The 19,924-nt window shown below is 73.8% G+C and carries 22 protein-coding genes; 12 read left to right on the forward strand and 10 right to left on the reverse strand.

Going from position 1 to position 19,924, the window contains the following annotated elements; genetic code table 11:
• Positions 1-36: 36 nt before the first annotated feature.
• Complete coding sequence (locus PATMI_RS0119790; RefSeq protein WP_026912142.1) at positions 37-561, forward strand: hypothetical protein; 525 nt, start codon at positions 37-39, stop codon at positions 559-561.
• 60 nt (positions 562-621) lie between these two features.
• Here the strand turns inward: PATMI_RS0119790 and PATMI_RS0119795 are convergent, their stop codons facing one another.
• A complete protein-coding gene (locus PATMI_RS0119795) occupies positions 622-2,487 on the reverse strand; it encodes a copper resistance CopC/CopD family protein (protein WP_026912143.1) in 1,866 nt (621 codons plus the stop codon).
• 90 nt (positions 2,488-2,577) lie between these two features.
• Positions 2,578-2,907 (reverse strand): hypothetical protein, encoded by a 330-nt coding sequence (locus PATMI_RS0119800; protein WP_026912144.1) that lies wholly within the window; start codon positions 2,905-2,907, stop codon positions 2,578-2,580.
• A gap of 126 nt (positions 2,908-3,033) precedes the next feature.
• Between PATMI_RS0119800 and PATMI_RS0119805 the strand changes: the two genes are divergently transcribed.
• The 4 genes from PATMI_RS0119805 (at position 3,034) to PATMI_RS0119820 (ending at position 5,998) form a co-directional block, all read left to right on the forward strand.
• Positions 3,034-3,381, forward strand: a complete 348-nt coding sequence (locus PATMI_RS0119805) for a hypothetical protein (protein ID WP_026912145.1) — start codon at positions 3,034-3,036, stop codon at positions 3,379-3,381.
• A gap of 111 nt (positions 3,382-3,492) precedes the next feature.
• The gene (locus tag PATMI_RS0119810; RefSeq protein ID WP_026912146.1) at positions 3,493-4,128 is read left to right on the forward strand and encodes an iron transporter; all 636 of its coding nucleotides are present in this window, start codon (positions 3,493-3,495) and stop codon (positions 4,126-4,128) included.
• Positions 4,125-5,372, forward strand: a complete 1,248-nt coding sequence (locus PATMI_RS31835; protein WP_036729138.1) for a DUF7405 family protein — start codon at positions 4,125-4,127, stop codon at positions 5,370-5,372. Before PATMI_RS0119810 ends, PATMI_RS31835 begins: the two co-directional genes overlap by 4 nt.
• Positions 5,369-5,998, forward strand: coding sequence for a hypothetical protein (locus tag PATMI_RS0119820; protein WP_157260871.1), 630 nt, complete (start codon positions 5,369-5,371; stop codon positions 5,996-5,998). Before PATMI_RS31835 ends, PATMI_RS0119820 begins: the two co-directional genes overlap by 4 nt.
• A 497-nt stretch (positions 5,999-6,495) precedes the next feature.
• On the opposite strand, the gene PATMI_RS31840 is transcribed toward PATMI_RS0119820, so the two are convergent.
• From PATMI_RS31840 to PATMI_RS0119840, 4 genes are all read right to left on the reverse strand, one after another.
• Positions 6,496-7,011 carry an Hsp20/alpha crystallin family protein gene (locus PATMI_RS31840; protein WP_051472072.1) on the reverse strand — a complete coding sequence of 172 codons (516 nt, stop codon included), beginning with the start codon at positions 7,009-7,011 and terminating at the stop codon, positions 6,496-6,498.
• Positions 7,012-7,237: 226 nt separating this feature from the next.
• Positions 7,238-7,534: a putative quinol monooxygenase gene (locus tag PATMI_RS0119830; RefSeq protein WP_026912148.1), complete on the reverse strand. Its 297-nt coding sequence runs from the start codon at positions 7,532-7,534 to the stop codon at positions 7,238-7,240.
• Positions 7,535-7,587: 53 nt separating this feature from the next.
• Positions 7,588-8,361 carry a L,D-transpeptidase gene (locus PATMI_RS35125; RefSeq protein ID WP_157260872.1) on the reverse strand — a complete coding sequence of 258 codons (774 nt, stop codon included), beginning with the start codon at positions 8,359-8,361 and terminating at the stop codon, positions 7,588-7,590.
• A gap of 46 nt (positions 8,362-8,407) precedes the next feature.
• Positions 8,408-9,463, reverse strand: a complete 1,056-nt coding sequence (locus PATMI_RS0119840; RefSeq protein ID WP_245604224.1) for an ice-binding family protein — start codon at positions 9,461-9,463, stop codon at positions 8,408-8,410.
• 559 nt (positions 9,464-10,022) lie between these two features.
• Between PATMI_RS0119840 and PATMI_RS0119845 the strand changes: the two genes are divergently transcribed.
• Complete coding sequence (locus tag PATMI_RS0119845) at positions 10,023-10,409, forward strand: hypothetical protein (protein ID WP_036726169.1); 387 nt, start codon at positions 10,023-10,025, stop codon at positions 10,407-10,409.
• Positions 10,410-10,568: 159 nt separating this feature from the next.
• Here PATMI_RS0119845 and PATMI_RS0119850 read toward each other — a convergent pair whose 3' ends face one another.
• Positions 10,569-11,006: a hypothetical protein gene (locus PATMI_RS0119850; protein ID WP_026912151.1), complete on the reverse strand. Its 438-nt coding sequence runs from the start codon at positions 11,004-11,006 to the stop codon at positions 10,569-10,571.
• Positions 11,007-12,128: 1,122 nt separating this feature from the next.
• Here PATMI_RS0119850 and PATMI_RS0119860 point away from each other — a divergent pair.
• Positions 12,129-13,508 (forward strand): class II 3-deoxy-7-phosphoheptulonate synthase, encoded by a 1,380-nt coding sequence (locus PATMI_RS0119860; protein ID WP_026912152.1) that lies wholly within the window; start codon positions 12,129-12,131, stop codon positions 13,506-13,508.
• A 42-nt stretch (positions 13,509-13,550) separates the two neighbouring features.
• Here the strand turns inward: PATMI_RS0119860 and PATMI_RS0119865 are convergent, their stop codons facing one another.
• Positions 13,551-13,991: a VOC family protein gene (locus tag PATMI_RS0119865; protein WP_245604225.1), complete on the reverse strand. Its 441-nt coding sequence runs from the start codon at positions 13,989-13,991 to the stop codon at positions 13,551-13,553.
• A 102-nt stretch (positions 13,992-14,093) separates the two neighbouring features.
• Here PATMI_RS0119865 and PATMI_RS0119870 point away from each other — a divergent pair, with 102 nt between their 5' ends.
• The 4 genes from PATMI_RS0119870 to ilvD all read left to right on the forward strand — a co-directional run bounded on the left by PATMI_RS0119870 (position 14,094) and on the right by ilvD (position 17,186).
• Positions 14,094-14,342 carry a hypothetical protein gene (locus tag PATMI_RS0119870; protein WP_026912154.1) on the forward strand — a complete coding sequence of 83 codons (249 nt, stop codon included), beginning with the start codon at positions 14,094-14,096 and terminating at the stop codon, positions 14,340-14,342.
• A complete protein-coding gene (locus PATMI_RS36895; RefSeq protein WP_157260873.1) occupies positions 14,339-14,521 on the forward strand; it encodes a hypothetical protein in 183 nt (60 codons plus the stop codon). Before PATMI_RS0119870 ends, PATMI_RS36895 begins: the two co-directional genes overlap by 4 nt.
• A gap of 94 nt (positions 14,522-14,615) precedes the next feature.
• On the forward strand, positions 14,616-15,197 hold the full coding sequence (locus PATMI_RS0119880) for a hypothetical protein (RefSeq protein ID WP_026912155.1): 582 nt from the start codon (positions 14,616-14,618) through the stop codon (positions 15,195-15,197).
• Between the two features lie 87 nt (positions 15,198-15,284).
• Positions 15,285-17,186 (forward strand): dihydroxy-acid dehydratase, encoded by a 1,902-nt coding sequence (gene ilvD / locus PATMI_RS0119885; RefSeq protein ID WP_026912156.1) that lies wholly within the window; start codon positions 15,285-15,287, stop codon positions 17,184-17,186.
• 101 nt (positions 17,187-17,287) lie between these two features.
• Here ilvD and PATMI_RS0119890 read toward each other — a convergent pair whose 3' ends face one another.
• The gene (locus PATMI_RS0119890; RefSeq protein ID WP_026912157.1) at positions 17,288-18,772 is read right to left on the reverse strand and encodes a protein adenylyltransferase SelO; all 1,485 of its coding nucleotides are present in this window, start codon (positions 18,770-18,772) and stop codon (positions 17,288-17,290) included.
• Positions 18,773-18,798: 26 nt separating this feature from the next.
• Entirely contained in the window at positions 18,799-19,233 is a 435-nt protein-coding gene (locus tag PATMI_RS31850) for a type II toxin-antitoxin system Rv0910 family toxin (protein ID WP_051472074.1), read from the reverse strand.
• 59 nt (positions 19,234-19,292) lie between these two features.
• Here PATMI_RS31850 and PATMI_RS0119900 point away from each other — a divergent pair, with 59 nt between their 5' ends.
• A complete protein-coding gene (locus tag PATMI_RS0119900; RefSeq protein WP_026912158.1) occupies positions 19,293-19,901 on the forward strand; it encodes an NUDIX hydrolase in 609 nt (202 codons plus the stop codon).
• Positions 19,902-19,924 lie beyond the last annotated feature (23 nt).

Raw genomic sequence — 19,924 nt, forward strand, 5'->3', positions numbered from 1 at the left:
CAATAGGACTGAGTCTTGTTCCTGTAAAGTCGGGGCGTGTCCTCCCGCCCCGATCCGCGCCACCTCGCCCTCGGTCCCGACCCGCTCCGGCTCGCCGACGACGTCCGCCAGGCCAAGGCGGCCCAGGAGTTCGCCGCCGGGGCGCACCCGGTGCGCAAGGACCTCGTGGTCCGCACCGACGACGGCCGCCGGGTCCTGGTGCTCGCCGTCGACGAGCGACGCCAGACGCGACTGGGCCGGCTCTTCGCCGCGCTGGACGCGTCGCCCGCCTCGCATCCCGACGGGGACACCGCGTGGAAGGTCCTGCACGAGCCCGCGACGGGCCGGGCGCTGGCGATCCGGCTGGACGCCGTCGTCCGGGCGCCCGTGGCCTGTCGCGTGCACCTGCTCTTCTCCCCGCGGAACGAGCTCGTCGTCCGGGCCGCGATCTCCTGCGGCCACGTCTGCCTGCTGCCGGACGAGGGGTTCGCCGGCCTGGAGACGAGCGGGCGCTGCGACCGCCGGGGCCTCGTCCTGCCGGCGCCGCCGGCCGACGCGCTGCGGCGCGCGCTCGAGCGGTAGGTCCCGGCGGGGCACGCGGCCCCGCGTGCCGGGGTCCCGGCCCGCGGCACCGCGGCGGCGTCAGCGGACCGGGACCTCGACCGTCGTCTCGTACTGGTCGAAGTCCGAGACCCGGACGCTGACGGCGACCGTCCACGTCCCCGCGACCGAGAGCGGGGCGCCGTCGACGAGGAACCGGCCCGGTCCCGCCGCCTTCGCCGTCTGCTGCAGCGCCGGGATGTCCTGCGCGGGCAGCGCCTCGGCCAGGTCGACCTCCTTCGCGCCCGTGAACGGCCGCCCGGTCCTCGGGTCGGTCAACCGCAGGACGATCCGGTTGGGCCCGACGCCTCCCGGGGTCACGTCGATCCGGGCCTGCAGCGGTCCGACGGGGCGCGTGGCCGAGAACGGCTCCGGCGGCTTCGGCTTCGAGGTCTGCCGCGCCGTCCCCGGCGGGTAGGTCGAGAGGGCCGCCGTCACGCCGAGGACGACCACGATCAGCGCGGCCTCGATCCGGACGGCACGGCGCAGGCGGGCACCGGTCGCGGCCGCCGTCGGCCCGTCGGCCACCGGGACCGCGCCGGCCGGGTCGGCCGCGGCGAGCGCCCGCAGCCGCGGGACGCTGCGCCGGTGGTTGCCGGTCGCCACGACCGCCAGGGCCACGAGCAGCAGCGTCTTCAGCGTGACCGACCGGCCGTACCCCGTGTCGAGCAGCGCCTCGGGATGCCGGACCAGCACGTACGCCTGGACCGCCCCGGTGATCGCGACGATCCAGACCGCGACGAACGCGACCCGCGAGAACCGTCCGAGCACGTCGGCCGCGACGCCGAGCCGCGCGGACTCCGGCAGGGCCCGCAGCGCCGCGGGGAGCACGAGGAGCAGGGCCGCGATGCCGCCGATCCACGCGGTGACGGACGCCACGTGGATCGTGATCGAGGGGAACAGCAGGCCGACCGGCGACTGGCTCGACCCGTGGCCGGCGAGCGCCGGGAGGACGAGGAGGAAGGCCGCGAACGGGAGGAGCCCGATCAGTCGGCGATCGCTGCCGGGGAGCAGGGCGCCCGCGGATCGTGCCTCCCCGCCCGCGGGCCCCGGCGTGGCGCGGGTCGCCTCGCCCGCGACCGGGGGCGACGCCGGCCGTGGCGTGCGGAACGCCAGGAACGCCACGACGCCGACGACGATCCAGCTGATGCTCCCGAGCGCCCAGACCTTGCCGAAGCGGGTCCCGAGCGAGTCGCCGAGGACGTCCGGGTCGAGCGCCGAGAAGAACGAGACGCCCGCGCCCTGCGCCCCCTCGAGGACCACCCCGGCGGCCGCGCTGAGCGTCCCGGCGACGGCGGCGCCGAGCACGATCCGCAGGACCCTGCGGCGGGCGACCGCCTCGTCGCCGTCGGGTCGCCGGCGGAGCGCCGGCCCGAGCAGGACGACGAGGAACGCCAGGACGCCGAGTCCGACGGCGATCGCCGTGTACTGGATCCCGCGGGCGACGGCGAACGTCGTGGCGGTGACGGGCCCGGCCGTGCTGCCGGCGAGCGCGTCCGCCAGGCTCGTGGCCGTCCGCGAGGCCCTCCCGACGGAGAACACGACCCCGCCGGAGATCGGGTGGCCGTCGGCGGAGATCAGGCGGTACGTGGCGGTGTAGGTGCCCTGCGGGAGGCCCGGGCGCAGGCGGATCGCGATCTGCTTGGCGTCCCCGCCCGGCGAGTACGCCCCGCCCCGCTGCACCTGCTTCCCGGCGCCGTCGTACACCCGTACCGCGTCCCGCCCGGCCTGCACGCCCTCGCCGAAGCGGAAGTCGACCTGCGCCGGCTGGCGGGCGACCACCGCACCGGACGGCGGGACCGTCGACTCGAGCTGGGCGTGCGCCGACGCGCCCCCTGGGAGGGCGAGCAGGGCGATGATCGCGGCCAGGGCGGCGAGCACGGGTCGGACGGCACGGATGGTCGGCACGGCGAGGGTCCTTCGGGGAACGGGGTGGCGGGTCCGCCGGCGGACGGGCGGACGGCACCCGGCCGCGTCGCGGGACGCGGCTCCGGGTGTTCAGCGGGCGACGAGCACGCCGACCGGTGGCGCGTTGCCCGAGAGGTGGAGCCCCAGCAGCGCGCCGCCGCCCGCGGGACGTCCGGAGCGCCGGCGGCGGGTGCCGTCGGACAGCGGCGGACGGCCGCGGCGCCGGGACCGCGAGGTGCGGCGCAACCGGTCGAGGACCGTCGCCCCGGGGAACCACCCGGCGACGAGCACCGCGAGGAGCAGCAGCGCCGGGACCGCCGAGAGGGCCTCCGGCGACCACACCGCGGCCGCGGCGAGCACGAGGACCGCCGCGGCGAGCACCGCCGCGCGGGACCACCGTGAACGTCGGACCTGCAGCACCGGCGGATCATAGGCAGAACCAGCGCGCGAGCATCTCCCGATTCCTGATCCGGGTTTCGCGGCGGACGGGGCCGGCGACGCCGGCCGCCGCGCCGCCGGGGCCGCGAGGGCGCTACCGTTCACGCCGTGACGCCCTGGCCATCCCACCGGAGTGCGCGCGTCGTGCTCCCGATGGTGCTCGGCGTCGTCGCCGCCGTCTCGGTGCTCGTCTGCGCCGCCCACGGCGCGCCGGTCCTCGGCACCGGGGTGCTGTACCTCGTGCCGGCGATCCTGCTGGTCCTGCCGCTGATCGCCCGGCGGTACGTCGGCGAGGAGCGGCTGGCGGGCCTCGCCCGGCGGATGGCCCGGCGCGCCCGGCCCACGGTGCCGCGGAGCGCCCCCAGGGTCCGCCTGCTCCCCGCGGTGCGCATGGTCCGCGGCGGGCGCCTCGTCGGCGCCGGGCTCAGCGTCCGCGGACCACCGGCGCGGGCCTGACCCGATCCGCACGGCCGGGACCGCCCCGACCGTCGCACGGACCCGCAGCCCGAGCCCCGGCCCGGCCCCGGTCCCGCGCCCCACACCTCCAGAAGGACCACCATGACCCCGATGACCCGTCGCGCGTGCACCGCCGCGGCGACCGTCGCGACCGCCGCGCTGCTCGCGGGCTGCGGCGACGACACCTCCTCCAACGTGTCCGCCAGCGGCACCACCGCCGGAGGGCACGCCGCCGGCCACGACATGTCCGGCATGGACATGGGCGGCACCACGCCGAGCGCCGCGTCGCAGAAGTCGCACGCGTCCACCATGCAGATGAAGAAGCTCGGGACCGCCACGAAGGACGGCGAGTCGGTCGAGCTCGACATCTCCGAGCCCGTGACGTTCTCCGTCTACGAGGGCGACCAGCTCGTGAAGCACGCGCCGCGGAAGGACCAGAACGCCCACGTGATGCTGCTCCTCTCCGACGCGGAGACCGGCGACCGGCTGCCGGACGCGACGATCACGCTGCGCATCACGGACGCGGCCGGGAAGGTCGTCTCGTCCGGCCCGCAATACCCGATGATCGGCATGGGGATGGGCATCCACTACGGCGACAACGTCTCCCTGCCGAAGGCCGGCAAGTACGTCGCGCAGCTCGTCGTCGGCCCGCCCCGCATCGGGCGCCACGCCGACACGACCGACCGCTGGCGGACGACGACCCGCATGTCGATCCCGTTCACGTGGGACGGGGCGACCACGCGATGAGGACGACCCGGCGCCGGCTCCTCCTCGGAGGGGCCGCCTCGGGTGCCGCGGCCGTCGGCGCGGTCGTGGCGGTGGCGACCGGCGACGAGGGCACCACGCCGGGCGAGACCGACCGCGCGCGGCTCCCGCGCACGGACCGCCCGGCCCGGCAGCACGCCTGGGACGCGGTCGTGCACCGGGACGCGCACGGCAACGGCCTGCCGCCGAAGCACCACCGGCTGCTGCTCTGCGACCTGGCCGCCGACCCCACCCCCGCCCGTGCCTGGGCCGCCGAGGCCGCGCTCCGACGCGTGGAGCGCGTCGTCCCCGACGGGCCGGTCGGCGTCTTCGTCGTCGTCGGCTGGGGTCCGTCGTGGTTCCGGCGCCTCGGCGCGACCTCGCCGATCCCGCGCCCCAAGCCGCTGAGCGACGTCGAGGCCCCGATCCTCGACGACCCCGCGGCGATCCTGCACCTCGCCTCCGACGACGAGCGGCGTCTCGACGCGGTCGAGCGGGCGCTCCTGAACGGCGTGCCGCTCCGCGGCGCCGGTGACACCGACCTGCGCGGGCTGCTGCGGGTCCGGACCCGGCGGACGGGCTTCGTCGGCGCGGGGCTCCCCCGCGCCCGGCAGCGCGGCACCGTCGGCCTGCCGACCGACCGTCCGATCGCGCGGAAGGCCCCGCTCTACATGGGCTTCCAGTCCGGCCTGCGCAAGAATCAGGCCACCGAGGACGACGTGACGATCGAGGACGGCCCGTGGAAGGGCGGCACGACGATGCACGTCTCCGCGATCGATCTGACCCTGAACACCTGGTACCACGGCGTCGACGACGCGGGGCGCGTGCGGCGGATGTTCGCCGCCGACAGGACCCCCGCCGACGTCGCGCGCCACCCGACGGGGCTCGACAACCCGGAGGACGTCGACCTGCCGGCCGTCGCGAAGGAGCACGGCGTGATCGGCCACGCCCAGGCGATGGCGAGCGTCCGCCGGAACGGCCGCCCGCGCATCATCCGCCGCGACTTCGACAGCGCCGACGGCGACGCCGCGCAGGTGCACTTCGTCGCGCTGCAGCGGTCGATCGCCGACTTCGAGGCGACCCGCACCGCGATGAACGCGGCGAAGGCCGTGAACGAGCAGGCCGGCGTCGGCGCCCAGATCAACAACGGGATCAACGAGTGGATCACCGTCACCGCCCGCGGCAACTACCTCGTCCCCGCGCGGGCGGACCGGATCTGCCCGGGACTGCCGGGGTGGTCGGCGTGAGCGCGCCCCGGCCGGCGGTCCCCGGGGCCCGGACGACCATCCCGCCCACGGACGCGCGCCCCGGTGGGCTGCGAGCCGTCGCCCGAGCGCTCCTCGTCCTCGCCGCCGCGGCGCTCGCCCTCGTCGGCCTGGCGCCCGCGAGCGCGTCCGCCCACGGCGGGATCCTGCTCGGCAGCGCGGTCGCCGGGCCGTACCGCACCCAGGTCACGGCTGCGCCGCTGACCGAGCCCGGGAAGCCGCCGGCGATCGACGTCACCGTCTACGTCTCGAACGCGACGACCAGCGCACCGGTCTCCGGCGCGAAGGTCCGGACCACCGTGCAGGCCGACGGGCGCACCGTCCGGCCGGAGGTCAGGGAGATCGCCGGAGGGTACGAGGCGATCGTGCCGGTGAAGGACGCCTACACCGTCGGGAAGCAGACCATCGACGTCGACATCGCCGGGCCCCTCGGGTCCGGGCACGTCACGGTCCGGCCGCTGAAGAAGGACGGCGGTCCGCCGGTCGTCCTGGTCGTCGCCACGGTGGTGCTGCTGCTCGGTCTGCTCGCGCTGACCGTGCGGGTGCGGCGACGCCGGGCCATCGACGGCGGGGACGACGACGTCTGGCCCGACCGGGCGACGGCCTGAACGGCCCCGCCGCCACCGCGCCCGAGGTCCGACCGGCGGGCGATGCGCCCGCGAAACGACGCCGAAGGCCGACCCGTGCCGCGAAGCGGTCGTGACCTCCATAACCGGTTGCGTTGCACCGGATGACGCCCCCGTCCCGGAAGTCAATTCGGACGGGTCTATCGGGACGGCGAGCGTGCGTTCGCACCGAAGGACCCGCACCGTGGTCGGATTCTCGGTCGGCGTTCGTACGTGAGACCCGCGCTCAGTACGCGCGCGGGGCACCCAGAGAGGACGATGACCTTCGGGGGTTGCTCTCTGAGTCCTTCACCGCACGGTCGGCACCAATCACCCTCAGAGGCGGCTGCGTCCCGCCGCGTACCGCGCTCGACGCCGTATCTGGCCTCGACCGGGCCGGTGTCGCAGGGCGACTGCCTCCGGCCCGATCGAGCGGGATGGATCGACGTTCGGGACCCGGCCGGACCTCCCACAGCTAGAGCCGGGCCCCGAACCGGCGGTCAGGCGGTGATCTCGGCGGAGTCGCTGCGCCCGTCCGGCGTCGCGGACCGGTCGCTCGCACCGCCGTCGATGACGTCGTGCCCACCGGCGACGTCGATCGTGATGCGCCGCGGCCGCGCCTTCACGGGCTTGGGGATCCGGATCTCCAACACGCCGCGGTCGAACGACGCGACGATCTCGTCCGGATCGACGCCCTCGGGCATCGTGAGCTGCCGACGAAACGACCCATAGGACCGCTCCGACCGCACCAGCCTCGTGTCCTGCCCGGAACGACGCGTCCGCGCGCCGCTCAGGGTCAGGACATTGCGCTCGACATCGATCGCGACGTCGTCCGCGGACACCCCGGGCAGATCGGCGAGCAGCACGTAGCCGTCCTCGGACTCGTGCAGATCGACCTGCGGCACCCAGCCCGCACGCCGCGCGCCGGTCCCGCCGGCGAACGACGAGAACAGCTGGTTGATCTCGCGCTGCAGCGACCCGTAGTCACTCGCGGACTCCCAACGAACGATGGCCATGACAGAAACCTCCGTAGCTCGAAGAACAGATCTTGCATCCGGAACAATAGAAATCTCAGTCCAAACGTGTCAAGTCTGAGGCGAGGAATTCGCTCGGACGATCGCTGAGATCGTCCGTTCGAACACCCGCTGAGCTAGGGGAACTCGGACCGATCCGGTGCGGCCGCGCTCGGGAAGGCACTCCGGTCCAAGGGACTGTCCGCCCCGGACCGGCATGCCGTACGAGCTACTTCACGGCGACGAGGTCGATCTTCTTGAGGTCGGGGTCGCCGTCGAGCAGCTCGGGGGTGATCGTGCCGAGGCTCTTGGCGATCTCGCCGCCCAGGTGCGCATCGCGGCCGGAGTCGTCGGCGAACGTGTCGAAGATGCCGAACGTGAGCTCGTCGACCTGAAAGGCGTACCAGTTCACGGTGCCCTGCTCCTCGACCGCGAGCGCGCGGGCGGCCTCGAGGAACGACCGCAGCTCCCCGCCCTTCCCGGCCTTGGCGTGCAACAGCGCGAGAATTCCGACGTTCTGGGTCATGAGGTGCTCCTTGGGTCGAGCGGCCGATGGTCCGGCCGCTCTGGGATCCAGGTCTACCACCGAGGTGGGCGCCCTCGGTCTCCGCTGGCGTGGGCCGCGGGGTGGGTGCGGATGGTGACGCGGACCCCGGGTCCGATCCGGTCGGCGAGCCAGCGGATGTCGGGATCGGTGAGGCGGACGCAGCCGTGCGACGCGGCGCTTCGCATGGTGCCGCCGAGTCCGTCGCGGCCGTGCAGCGCGATCTGTCCTGGCCCGCGGTCGAATTCCTGGAGCACCGACGAGCGGGCGCTGAGGGCGAGAGCGAACGGCCCGGCGACCGTCCCACGCGTCAGCCGGACCGTCTCCTCGACGAAGTAGCGGCCGGTCGGCGTCGGGGTGGCGTGCGCGCCGACGATGACGGGGAACCGCCGGACGACGCGGCCCAGGCGCAGCACCGTTCCGTCGCGTGCCGTTCGGTCGATGTCGATCGACCACGGGGTGGTGGTCGCCCGCGTGCCGCGATCGCGGATCCACCCCGCGGCGCCGTTCGGCCGGCCGGGAAGCAGGACCTGCGACCAGCGGTGCCCGGAGCCGTCGCGGGCGGTCCGGAGCACAGGGAGGACGGTGCTCGTGCCCGTGATCGGCCGCTTCCGGGGAACGCGGGTGAGCAGCCGCGAGGTCGCGGACGGGGCGGCGCGCGCGTCGGTCGACGTCGACAACGTGATCGTCGGCGAGCGGACGGGGCCGGCCGTCGTGGCGTCTGCGGGGCCGGCCGTCGAACCGGTGCTGATCACCACGGCGAGGAGCGCCGCCCCGGAGGAGCGGACGGCAGAGGCTGCAGAGGACATCGCGGGAGACCGGCCGAGGGCCCGGGCGTGTGCCCGGGCCGCTGGATCAGCCGGCGAACCCGCCGGATCGCCGGGGACGGCGCGCGGCACATCCTTCGGTGCGGAAGGTGCGGTCGCGACCGAGGACCCTCCGGCCGCTCCGCGGGATCACGATCAGGCGGTAGTGGTAGGTCGTGCATGGGTCGAGGTTGTGGAGGGCGCGGCGGACCCGGCGGCTGGTCGCGTCGGCGGGGAGGCGGCCTGGCGTCGTTCGGCGCCCGTACCGTCGCGACGTCCCGTACTCGAAGCGGTAGATGAGGTCGAACGCACCCGGCACGATCGTGCCCGTCAGAACGCCGCCGGTGGTGCTCGGTGTCGCCGCGGTCGTGGCTGCCGTGGGTCGCACGACGGAGCTCGTGGTCGCCACGCCCCCGGTCGACGTTCCCGGCGCCTCGGAGTCACCGCCGTCTCCGGCATCGCCGCCGGGGCCCGGGGTCGCCTGCGACCCGCTCGGTCCTGTCGGCGGCGTTCCTCCGGGCGTCCCGGATCCGGAGGTCGTCGACGTGGCGCACGTCGAGCGCCGGACCGTGTTGCTGTCGAGCGTCACCGCGCCGTTGCGGGCCAACGCGCGGCCGTCGAGGGTGGCGCTGGTCGTGAGGGAGATCGAGGTGCGGGCGAGGATGGTGCCGGTGAAGGCGCTCGCCATGCCGATCGTCGCGGAGCTGCCGACCTTCCAGAACACGTTGCAGGCCTGCGCACCGTTGACGAGGCGCACGCTGCTGCCCGACCCGGCGGTCAGCGCCGAGCCCGCCTGGAAGACGAACACCGCGCCGGGGTCGCCCTTGGCGTCGAGGGTGAGCGTGCCCGACAGGCCGAGCGACGAGGTGGCCGTGTAGACCCCGGAGACGAGTGTGCGGCCCGCGAGGTCCGCTGTGATCGGAGCGGTCGTCCGGCGGCCCGCGGCGTCGTCGTAGGCCGTGACGAGGTCCGATGCGGCCTGCAGCGCGTTGGCGTCGTTGTCGTGGATGGTGCCCGTGACCGTCCCTGGCGGGAAGCCGGAGATCGCGTTCCCGGGGGCGACGCCGAGGTCGCCGAGGATGGTGCTCGGCCCGGTGTTGCTCACCGCGCTTCCGCCGAGGACCGCGTAGGCGTCGGCGGTGCCGAGGCCGATAGCAGCAGCGTGCGCTTCACCGACAGGGAGCACTGCGAGTGCCGCGACGGCGGACGCGCCGCCCCAGAACGCTCGGCGGCGCCTGCTGTCGGTTCCGTGAAGCCACACGAACGGCCGCGGAGACGCGCCGGGGGCCTGCACCGACCCGAGGGCGTGGTCCACGGGGTACTGGTCTGCAAGCCGCATGAGCGACCTCCGGATGACGGGTGTGGGAGGGGGAGGGGGATCGTCGTCGAGTATCCGCCGCGCAGATCTGAGGACCTGGGGGTTTTCCCACCACACGGGACCGGCCTCGAGCCCTAAGTACGGTCGGCTCCGCGCCAGGATGCGGTCTCCGGCTGACCCGTGATGTCGAGCATCTCGCCGGACTGCCGTCCTGCTCGCGGCCGGGTCGTCGAGGAGGGACCGCCCTGGGCCGTGCCTCGGGGCTACGCGGACCCGGTCGGGCCGCCGCCGTCACTGGTGGGATAGCCCCCGTATGGGAGCACCGGAGCGGGCGCATACTCAAACGATGTGCCCGCACCCACGCGACCGTCCGGACGAGCTGTCGAGCGCCATGCCGGGCGATCCGGACCTCGAGGCGTTCGCGGAACGGATCATCGAGGACCTCATCCCGTCGCTGCAATCATCGCTGGAGGGCTTCGCGGCAGCGGCGCTCGCGTCGGGTGACGAGGCACTCGGCGTCGAGGGCGTGCTCGCACAAGTCCTGGTGATCATCCACCGGCTCCGCGGGCTCGCGGCGGAGATCCACGCCGGCCCTGAGGCCGGATCGCCTCCCCGCACGATCGAGGTGCTGGCCGGCGCCGTCGCGGCGGAATGCGAGAACGGCCAAGCACTCCTGGCCCGGACCTCGGAGCTGCTCGCGGGCGCCCGCCGCCTGCAGGTCGACCACACGTGAACGGGCCAGGACCGGCCCGTGGGTCGGGTGGCGGGCGGCGCGTCGTCTCCCGTTCATGACGCCCTCGGCGTCCACGGGACGCCGATCGAGGGTTCATCACTCGGGCGAGACCCCGAGCGCCGCGCGACCGCCCCGCCACGGTTCCCACCAGGCGTTCGGTCACGGGGCTGCGTAGCGTGTGGCGCGGCCGGTGCCGGTTCGTACGATCACGCCACGCTGCGCGGCGCGACCGAACAGGCGTGTGAGGCGCGGGGCTGGGATGCTGGCGCTGAGGTCGAGGGCCGCGCGTAGCTGGCCTGCGGTCAGTGGCCTCCCGGCCGTCCGGAGCGTCGTGACGAGGTGCTCGTCGCTGACGTCGACCGACAGCGGTCCGCGCCTGATCGCGGAACCGTTCGGGGTGCGTCCTTCGGCCAGTTCGAGTGCCGCGCGCCAGCGCGCGAGCTCTTGGTGGTGGTTGGCGATCTGCGCCTCGAGCGTTGCGATCTCCGTCTGGGAATCCCTTCGGATCGCGTCGATCCGTGCTCGGACCGGTGCGATCGAACGTTCGAGGTGCGCGATCGCCTCGCGGATCGCTTGGATCGCATCCAAGTCGTTCACGAACGCGACCGTACCTGCCGACGTGGCTACCGGTCGATCGATGCAACGAAGGCGCGTTCTGCTGTGCCCAGTACGGGTCGGCCAGCTTGGAGGGTTCATCGGTTTGCCGGTGAGTCATGCGGGTGGCCCGGAGGGCCAACTCGATGCGCGGCAGATGGACCACCGGGCCACGGTCTGCAGGGTCGCGTGAGCCGAATACGAGGTATGAGGGGACTGCTGCACGGAGAGGTGACATTTGATCTGTGGTGCCCAGAGGAGTGCCGCTGGAAGGATGTGCAGCGTGCCGAAGCCGTATCCGCGGGAGTTCAAGGAGGACGTGGTCCGGGTCGCGAGGGCCCGTGACGGAGCGACGACGATCAAGCAGATCACGAAGGATTTCGGGATCAGTGAGTCGTGTCGCCGGCATCCCCATCGGCTTCGTCCTCGTCCTGATCCACCGGGCGCTCTTCGACCATCTCGAACAGCGCACGGTCACCGCTAGCGACTCCGCCGTCGCGTCCTGAACGACGTTCGGACGACCGAGTCGTCGCCGGTGCCCGTCGCGCACGGGACTCCGGCCGCGCAACCGCCTGGCCGGCCTGATGCCGTCGTCGCCACACTGACGGGTGCGGCGTGGGTCGCCGACGGCCAGGTGTGGCTCAGCGATGCCCCCGGTGTCCGGACCACCAGCGTCACGGGGACGGGACGCGCGGGGTTGCGCCTCGTCGGAGCGCGCTCATGGTGGAGGTCGACGCTCGGACCTCCACCTTCGATCTCAGGCCGATGGGCCGATCGCACGACGATCGCCCCGCGTCGGACCATCGACTCCGGGGCCGGCCCCTGCGGACGGGGCGTCCCCGAGTGCCCGGCCATCCCGTAACCACGTCGCGTACCACCGCCGGCATCACCGGAGCCGGGATCCGCGTGGGTCCGGACGATTCGCGCGACGCCGCGTTTCGGACCGCGGCGGGGCGCGGGGTCGCGGCCACGACCGATGCTGCCGGCGGGTACGACGCTCCGGGTGTCCCCGTAGGCGACACGCCTCGCGACGTGTGGATCGTCGCGCAGGTCCCGGGCCGGGGACTGCTCTGGCACCGCGAGCGGGAATGCGCCTTCCGTGCGACCCCACGTAGGGTAGGGAGGGTGAACTGGACGATCGACATCCCCGCGGAGTCGCTGCCCGACCTCCCGCCCCTCCCGCCGCAGCTCCGCGCATCGCTGGACGAGGCGCTCGCGCGCCCCGCGCTCCAGCAACCGTCCTGGCCCGACGCCGACTACACCGTGCGGGTCCGCCGCCTGCTCGAGGCCGTCCCGCCGGTCACGCTGCCGGCCGAGGTCGACCGGCTCCAGGAGCGCCTCGGCGCCGTCGCACGCGGCGAGGCGTTCCTGCTGCAGGGCGGCGACTGCGCGGAGACCTTCCAGGACAACACCGAGGCGCACCTCCGCGGCACGATCCAGACGCTGCTGCAGATGGCCGTCGTCCTGACGTACGCGACGTCGATGCCCGTCGTGAAGGTCGCCCGCATCGCCGGGCAGTACGCCAAGCCGCGCTCCTCCGACACCGACGCGCTCGGGCTGCCGTCCTACCGCGGCGACATGGTCAACGCGTTCGAGCCGACGCCCGAGGGTCGGCGGCCCGACCCGGCGCGGATGATGCGCGCCTACGCCAACGCCTCGGCCGCGATGAACCTCACGCGCGCGATCACGAGCTCCGGCTTCGCCGACCTCCACCACGTCCACGAGTGGAACATGGACTTCGTCGCCAGCGGGCCCGCCGGCGCGCGGTACGAGCGCGTCGCGGGCGAGATCGATCGCAGCCTCCGCTTCATGGACGCCTGCGGCGTCGAGGACGTCTCGCTCCGCACGACCGAGATGTACGCGAGCCACGAGCTGCTCGTGCTCGACTACGAGCGCGCGCTGCTGCGCCTCCAGGGCGACCGCCTCTACAACCTCTCCGCGCACCTGCAGTGGATCGGCGAGCGGACCCGGCAGATCGACGGCGCGCACGTCGCCTTCGCCGCGCTGACCGCCAACCCGACGGGCGTGAAGCTCGGGCCGAAGTCCTCGCCCGACGACGCCGTCGCGCTCCTGAAGGCGCTGGACCCGCACAAGGTCGACGGCCGCGTCACGCTCGTCGCCCGGATGGGCAACGACAAGGTCCGCGAGGCCCTGCCGCCGATCGTCGAGGCCGTCCGCGACTCCGGCCACAAGGTCGTGTGGCAGTGCGACCCGATGCACGGCAACACCGAGGAGGCGCCGTCGGGCTACAAGACGCGCCACTTCGACCGCGTCGTCGACGAGGTCAAGGGCTTCTTCGAGGTCCACCGCGCGCTGGGCACGCACCCGGGCGGCATCCACGTCGAGCACACCGGCGAGGACGTCACCGAGTGCCTCGGCGGCGGCCAGGAGATCTCCGACGAGCAGCTCGCCACGCGCTACGAGACGGCGTGCGACCCGCGCCTGAACACCACGCAGTCGCTCGAGCTGTCGTTCCTCGCCGCCGAGATGCTGTCCGAGCGGTAGGCGAGGCGCGGGCGGCCGATCGCCGCCCGCGCCGCAGCCGGCCTACGCGGCCGGCGGCGTCTCGACGATCGCCAGGTGATTGCCGTCGGGGTCGCTCAGCATGAACAGCAGCGGCGCGCGCGGGATCTGCTGCGGCGTCGGCCCGACCTCGAGCCCGAGCGCCGCCAGGCGGGCGTGCTCGCCGAGGACGTCGTCGGTCTCGATGCCGATCGCGCTGCCGCCCGGCGTCGACACGCCCTCCATCGGCGGGTTCAGGGCCAGGCGGGCGGTCGAGCCCTTCGGCGCGACCTCCACCCAGCGGTTCTCGCCGGACTCGCCGAACGCGACGTCGGAGCGGAGCTCGAAGCCGATCTTCTCGGTGTAGAAGGCGATCGCGGCGTCGACGTCGGCGACGGTGAACATCGCGACGCCGATGTTGTGGAGGGTGGTGGGGGTCTTCGTGTCGGTCATGCGGTGCAGACCGCGGACCGCCCGGGAACTCATCGGTGCGGTCGATCAGGACCACGAAAAGAAAGAGGGGGGGAGATCGGCGCTCGCTCCGACTACGTGATGACCCCCCGACATCACGTCCCTGGGAGCAGCCCCGTGTCGACCTCGTACCCCCACCACTCCACCGCCCCGTCCTCCGGGACGCAGCTCGAGCCCGCCCTGCGCGACGCGCTGCGGCACCGCTCAGCTGACGTCGTCGGCCGTCTCACCGTCCTGACGGACATGTGGGTCGCGGGCGAGGCCCCGGAGGCCCGCGACCTGCGCGCCGTCGCCGCCGAGATCGCCGCGATCCGCGCCCTCGTCCTCCCCGTGCTCGCCGAGGGTGGCGGACCGCTCGCGTCGTGAGTGCCGCACCCGCCATGCCGTCGCGTCCAGGCGACGGCCCCAGCGCCGCACCCGTCGACTCCGACACGGAGCGGGAACAGATGATCAGCGCGCTCGAGCGGCTCCGCTCGCAGATCACCGCGACCAGGGACGAGCTCGACGCGCAGATCGCCCGTCGTCGGCCGTCCGCCACGCGCTGACCCGCCCGACGGCGACGTCCGCCACCGCCGCCCCCGGCGCTGCGTACACTCGTTCGCGAAGCACGCCGGCACCGCCGAGTCGCTGACCATGGGGTTGTTCCGGAGATCACGCGCGGCCGCCGTCGCGCCCGCCGAGGCCGAAGGCTCCGATCCGCCGGCGGACGCCCCGATCGACGGGACGGACGCCGCACCGACGGCGTCCCGCGACGACACCCCGTCGGCCACCCCCGCGTCCGCGCCCCGCGACGCACCGAGGACCCTCGCCGACCTGCCCGAGCTCGTCCGCACGCTCGAGTCGTTCGGGCACGACATCCGCCTCTCCGACCAGCTCGGGAGCGCCGCGGTCCCGGAGCGCCTGAGCGTCATCGCGTACCGGATCCTCGAGGCCGGGGTCGGCATCATCGGCCGCCGGTTCCCCGACGGCCAGCAGCTCCACCTCCGCGTGCGCGCCGACGACCAGGAGCTCCTCGTCTCGATCCAGAGCACCGGCCTCGACGGCCTCGGGCAACAGGGCCTCGTGCCCGAGAGCGATCGAGCCGTCGTCCGCAGCCGCATCGAGGCGATCGGCGGCAAGCTCACGCTCCGCCGCACGCCGAGCGGCAACTGGATCGGCGTCGTCCGGCTCCCGATGACCGGCTGGGACGACCGGGAGCCGCCCGACACCGGCGCAGCCTGAGACGCGGCCCCGGGTCCCGCCGTCCGGCGATCCTGGCCGCACACGAGGATCCGCCGATCGGGGGAGGCGATGTTCTAGCCTTGGAGCATGCCCGCCCTCCGGTCGAAGACCGTCACCCACGGCCGCAACATGGCCGGCGCACGCTCGCTCATGCGCGCGTCCGGCGTCGCCGCCGCCGACATCGGAAAGAAGCCGATCGTCGCCGTCGCGAACTCGTACACCCAGTTCGTCCCCGGCCACACGCACCTGGCCCCGGTCGGCCGGATCGTCGCCGAGGCCGTCCAGGCCGCCGGCGGCATCGCCCGCGAGTTCAACACGATCGCGGTCGACGACGGCATCGCGATGGGCCACGGCGGGATGCTCTACTCGCTGCCCTCGCGCGACCTGATCGCCGACAGCGTCGAGTACATGGTCAACGCGCACTGCGCCGACGCCCTGATCTGCATCTCGAACTGCGACAAGATCACGCCGGGGATGCTGAACGCCGCGCTGCGGCTGAACATCCCGACGGTCTTCGTCTCGGGCGGCCCGATGGAGGGCGGCACCGCGACGCTCGTCGACGGCACGGTCCGCAAGGGTCTGAACCTCATCACCGCGATCGCCGACGCCGTCGCGGACGAGGTCTCCGACGAGGACATCGCGATCATCGAGGAGAACGCCTGTCCGACCTGCGGCTCCTGCTCGGGCATGTTCACCGCGAACTCGATGAACTGCCTGACCGAGGCCCTCGGACTGGCCCTCCCGGGCAACGGCTCGATCCTCGCGACGCACACGGCGCGCAAGAACCTCTACGAGGCCGCCGGGAAGTGCGTCGTCGACATCGCGAACCGCTACTACGACGGCGACGACGCGTCCGTCCTGCCGCGCAACGTCGCCACGCGCGCGGCGTTCGAGAACGCAATGGCCCTCGACGTCGCGATGGGCGGCTCGACGAACACCGTCCTCCACATCCTCGCCGCCGCGCAGGAGGCCGAGCTCGACTTCACGATGGACGACATCGACGCGGTCTCGCGTCGCGTCCCGTGCCTCTGCAAGGTCGCCCCGAACGGCGTCTACCTGATGGAGGACGTCCACCGCGCGGGCGGCATCCCGGCGATCCTCGGCGAGCTCCGCCGCGGCGGGCTCTTCAACGACGACGTCACGACCGTCCACTCGCGCACCGTCGACGAGTGGCTGCTCAGCTGGGACATCCGCAGCGGGCAGGCATCGGAGGAGGCCCTCGAGGTCTTCCACGCCGCGCCGGGCTGCAAGCGGTCGGCCGAGGCGTTCTCGCAGTCCGAGCGCTGGGAGACGCTGGACACCGACGCCGCCGACGGCTGCCTCCACGACGTCGCGCACGCCTACTCGAAGGACGGCGGCCTGGCGATCCTCACCGGCAACCTCGCCGTCCGCGGCTGCGTGGTGAAGACCGCCGGCGTCGACGAGTCGATCCTCACCTTCAGCGGTCCCGCGGTCGTCGTCGAGTCGCAGGAGGACGCGGTCGACGCGATCCTCTCGGACCGCGTGAAGGAGGGCGACGTCGTCGTCATCCGCTATGAGGGCCCGCGCGGCGGCCCGGGCATGCAGGAGATGCTCTACCCGACCTCGTACCTCAAGGGCCGCGGCCTGGGCAAGGCCTGCGCACTGATCACCGACGGCCGCTTCTCGGGCGGCACGTCGGGCCTCTCGATCGGCCACGTCTCCCCCGAGGCCGCCTCGGGCGGCACGATCGCCCTGGTCGAGACGGGCGACACGATCGAGATCGACATCCCGAACCGCTCGATCACCCTCGCGGTCCCGGACGACGAGCTCGCCGACCGCCGCGAGCGCCTGGAGTCCGGCGCGGGGTACGTCCCCGCCGCCCGCGACCGCGTGGTCTCCCCCGCCCTGCGGGCCTACGCGGCGATGGCCACGTCGGCCGACACGGGTGCGATCCGCGACGTCAACGCGGTCGAGCGGGCGGTCGCCGCGGCGGCGTCGTCGCGGGCGGCGTCGCTGTCGGGGGACTGAGTCGCGGGGGCGGAACCCACGTCGCACACGCGAGCGTTGGCACGTCGGCCACCGTTGACGTGGCAGACGTGCCGACCCCGCTGGCGGCGGCGCCCGCCCGATCAGGTCCCGCAGAACGTCCGGTAGCCGCCGCCGAACTCCTCCGGCGCGGGCGCGGCGTAGCGCTCGAGGCCCGGGCGATCCACGAACGGCTGTTGGACCACCTCGAGCAGGCGCTCGAACGGGTCGAGGTCTCCCGCGGTCGCCGCCGCCAGGGCCTCTTCGACGAGGTGGTTGCGCGGGATGTACAGCGGGTTGACGCGGTCCATCGCGTCCGCGGTCTCCGCAGCGTCCCGGCCCTGCGCCTCGAGCTGCGCGCGCCACCGCGCCAGCCACGCGTCGCGCGCCTCGTCGCCCGGCAGCAGCGCCCGGACCGGTGCGTCGTCGCCGCGCAGGACGGCCGCCAGCGCCCGGAACGCGCCCGTGTGGTCGGCGCGCTGCAGGTGCATGAGGTCCAGGAGATCGGGGCCCAGGGTGCCGTCCTCCGGCTCGCCGGTCAGTCCGAGCTTCTCGTGGTACCCGCGGGCGAGGTGCGCCTCGTACCGGGCGGGGAAGGTGTTCAGCACCGCGGTGGCGGCCTCGACCGCGGCGTCCTGCTGGTCGGCGAACAGCGGCAGCAGCGGCTCTGCCAGACGGGCCAGGTTCCACTGGGTGATGTGCGGCTGGTTGCCGTAGGCGTAGCGGCCGGCCTCGTCGATCGAGCTGAACACGGTCGCCGGGTCGTGGGCGTCCATGAACGCGCACGGCCCGTAGTCGATCGTCTCGCCGGAGATCGTGACGTTGTCGGTGTTCATCACGCCGTGGACGAACCCGACGTGCATCCAGCGGGCGACGAGCGCCGCCTGCGCCTCGACGACGGCCTCGTAGAACGCGAGGTACGGGCGCTCGGCGTCCGCGGCGGCGGGGTGGTGGCGCGCGATCGCGTAGTCGGCCAGGCGCGGGACGATCGACGCGTCCTTCAGCCGCGCGGCGTACTGGAAGGTGCCGACGCGGAGGTGGCTGGCGGCGATCCGCGCCAGGACCGCGCCGGGGAGCATCGTCTCGCGGGCGACGTCCTCCCCCGTGGCGACGATGGCGAGCGACCGGGTCGTCGGGATCCCGAGCGCGTGCATCGCCTCGCTGACCACGTGCTCGCGCAGCATCGGGCCGACGGCGGCCTTCCCGTCGCCGCCGCGCGCGAACGGCGTGCGACCGGAGCCCTTCAGGTGCAGGTCGCGCCGGCGGCCGTCGGGGCCGATGAGCTCGCCGACGAGGAGGGCACGGCCGTCGCCCAGCCGGGGCGAGTAGCCGCCGAACTGGTGGCCGGCGTAGCCCTGCGCGACGGTCGTGGTGCCGTCCGCCTCGGTCACCGCACCGACCAGGACGCGCACGCCGTCCGGCCCGGCCAGCGCGTCGGGGTCGATGCCGAGCTCCCGGGCCAGCGGCGCGTTCAGCGCCAGGATCCGCGGGTCCGGCGCCTCCGCGGCCTCCCAGGGCAGGTACAGCCCCTCGAGCTCGCGGACGAACGTGTCCTCGAAGGAGAAGAGCGAGCGGGCAGCGGTGCTCATCCCCCGAGGCTAGCGAGGGACGGTGCTCACCCCTCCGACAGGACCTTCTCGAGCCCGTCGAGCGTCCGGTCGGCGCGCTCCTCGATCCACGGCTTGAGCTTGCCCTCGACGGGCTTCAGCGCAAGCCCGCCGATGGTGGCCGTGAACGCGACCGTGCTTCCGCCGTCCCGCGGCGTGACGCGGAAGTCGACGCCCATCTTCGAGCGGCTCGGGCCCTTGCCCTCCAGCACGAACCGCTGCGGCGGCTGGAGCTCCTTGACCTTCCACTGGACGTCGCCGGGCAGGCCGAGGACGCGGACCTTGTGCTTGAACTCGACGCCCACCGCGGCGGACGTCGGAATCGGGCCCGACCAGCCCTTGTGCAGCGCGAACCACTCAGGCCAGCGCTCGAGGTCGGCGACGGTGGCGGCCACGTCCTCCGGCGATCCGGGGACGTCACGGGTGCGCGTGATCTCGATCATCGGACGCGACCGTACCGAGACGGACCCACGAGCGGGGTCCGGGACCGTAGGTTCGACGTGTGCAGCACCCGACCCGCAACGCCGTGACCGACCGGCTCCGTGCGTTCCGTCCCCGGACGCTCCCGCTCCCGGAGGGGACGCGGCGGGCGGCGGTCGTCCTCGCGATCGTCGACGACGGCGAGGAGCTCGGGCTGTGGATCACCCGGCGGGCCGCACGGATGCGTGCGCACCCCGGGCAGTGGGCGATCCCGGGCGGCCGGCTCGAGGCCGGCGAGACCGACGTCGCGGCCGGCCTCCGGGAGCTCGGCGAGGAGCTCGGCGTCCACCTGGGCGAGGACGCCGTGCTCGGCCGCCTCGACGACTACGAGACCCGCTCGGGCTTCGTGATCACCCCGGTGGTCGCCTGGGCCGGCCGACCGGCCGAGCCCCCGGTGCCGAACCCGGCCGAGGTGGACGAGCTCCACCTGCTGACGCTCGACGCGCTCGACGTCGAGCCGCTGTTCCACGAGATCCCGGAGTCCGACCGCCCGGTCGTGCAGCTCCCGATCCTCGACGACCTGATCCACGCCCCGACGGCGGCGATCCTCCACCAGTTCCGCGAGGTCGCCCTGCACGGACGCGACACGCGCGTGGCGGAGTTCGAGCAGCCCGTCTTCGCCTGGCGCTGAGGACCCGACCCGGGCGCGGCGGA

The sequence above is a fragment of the Patulibacter minatonensis DSM 18081 genome (genome assembly GCF_000519325.1).
Taxonomy (GTDB): domain Bacteria; phylum Actinomycetota; class Thermoleophilia; order Solirubrobacterales; family Solirubrobacteraceae; genus Patulibacter; species Patulibacter minatonensis.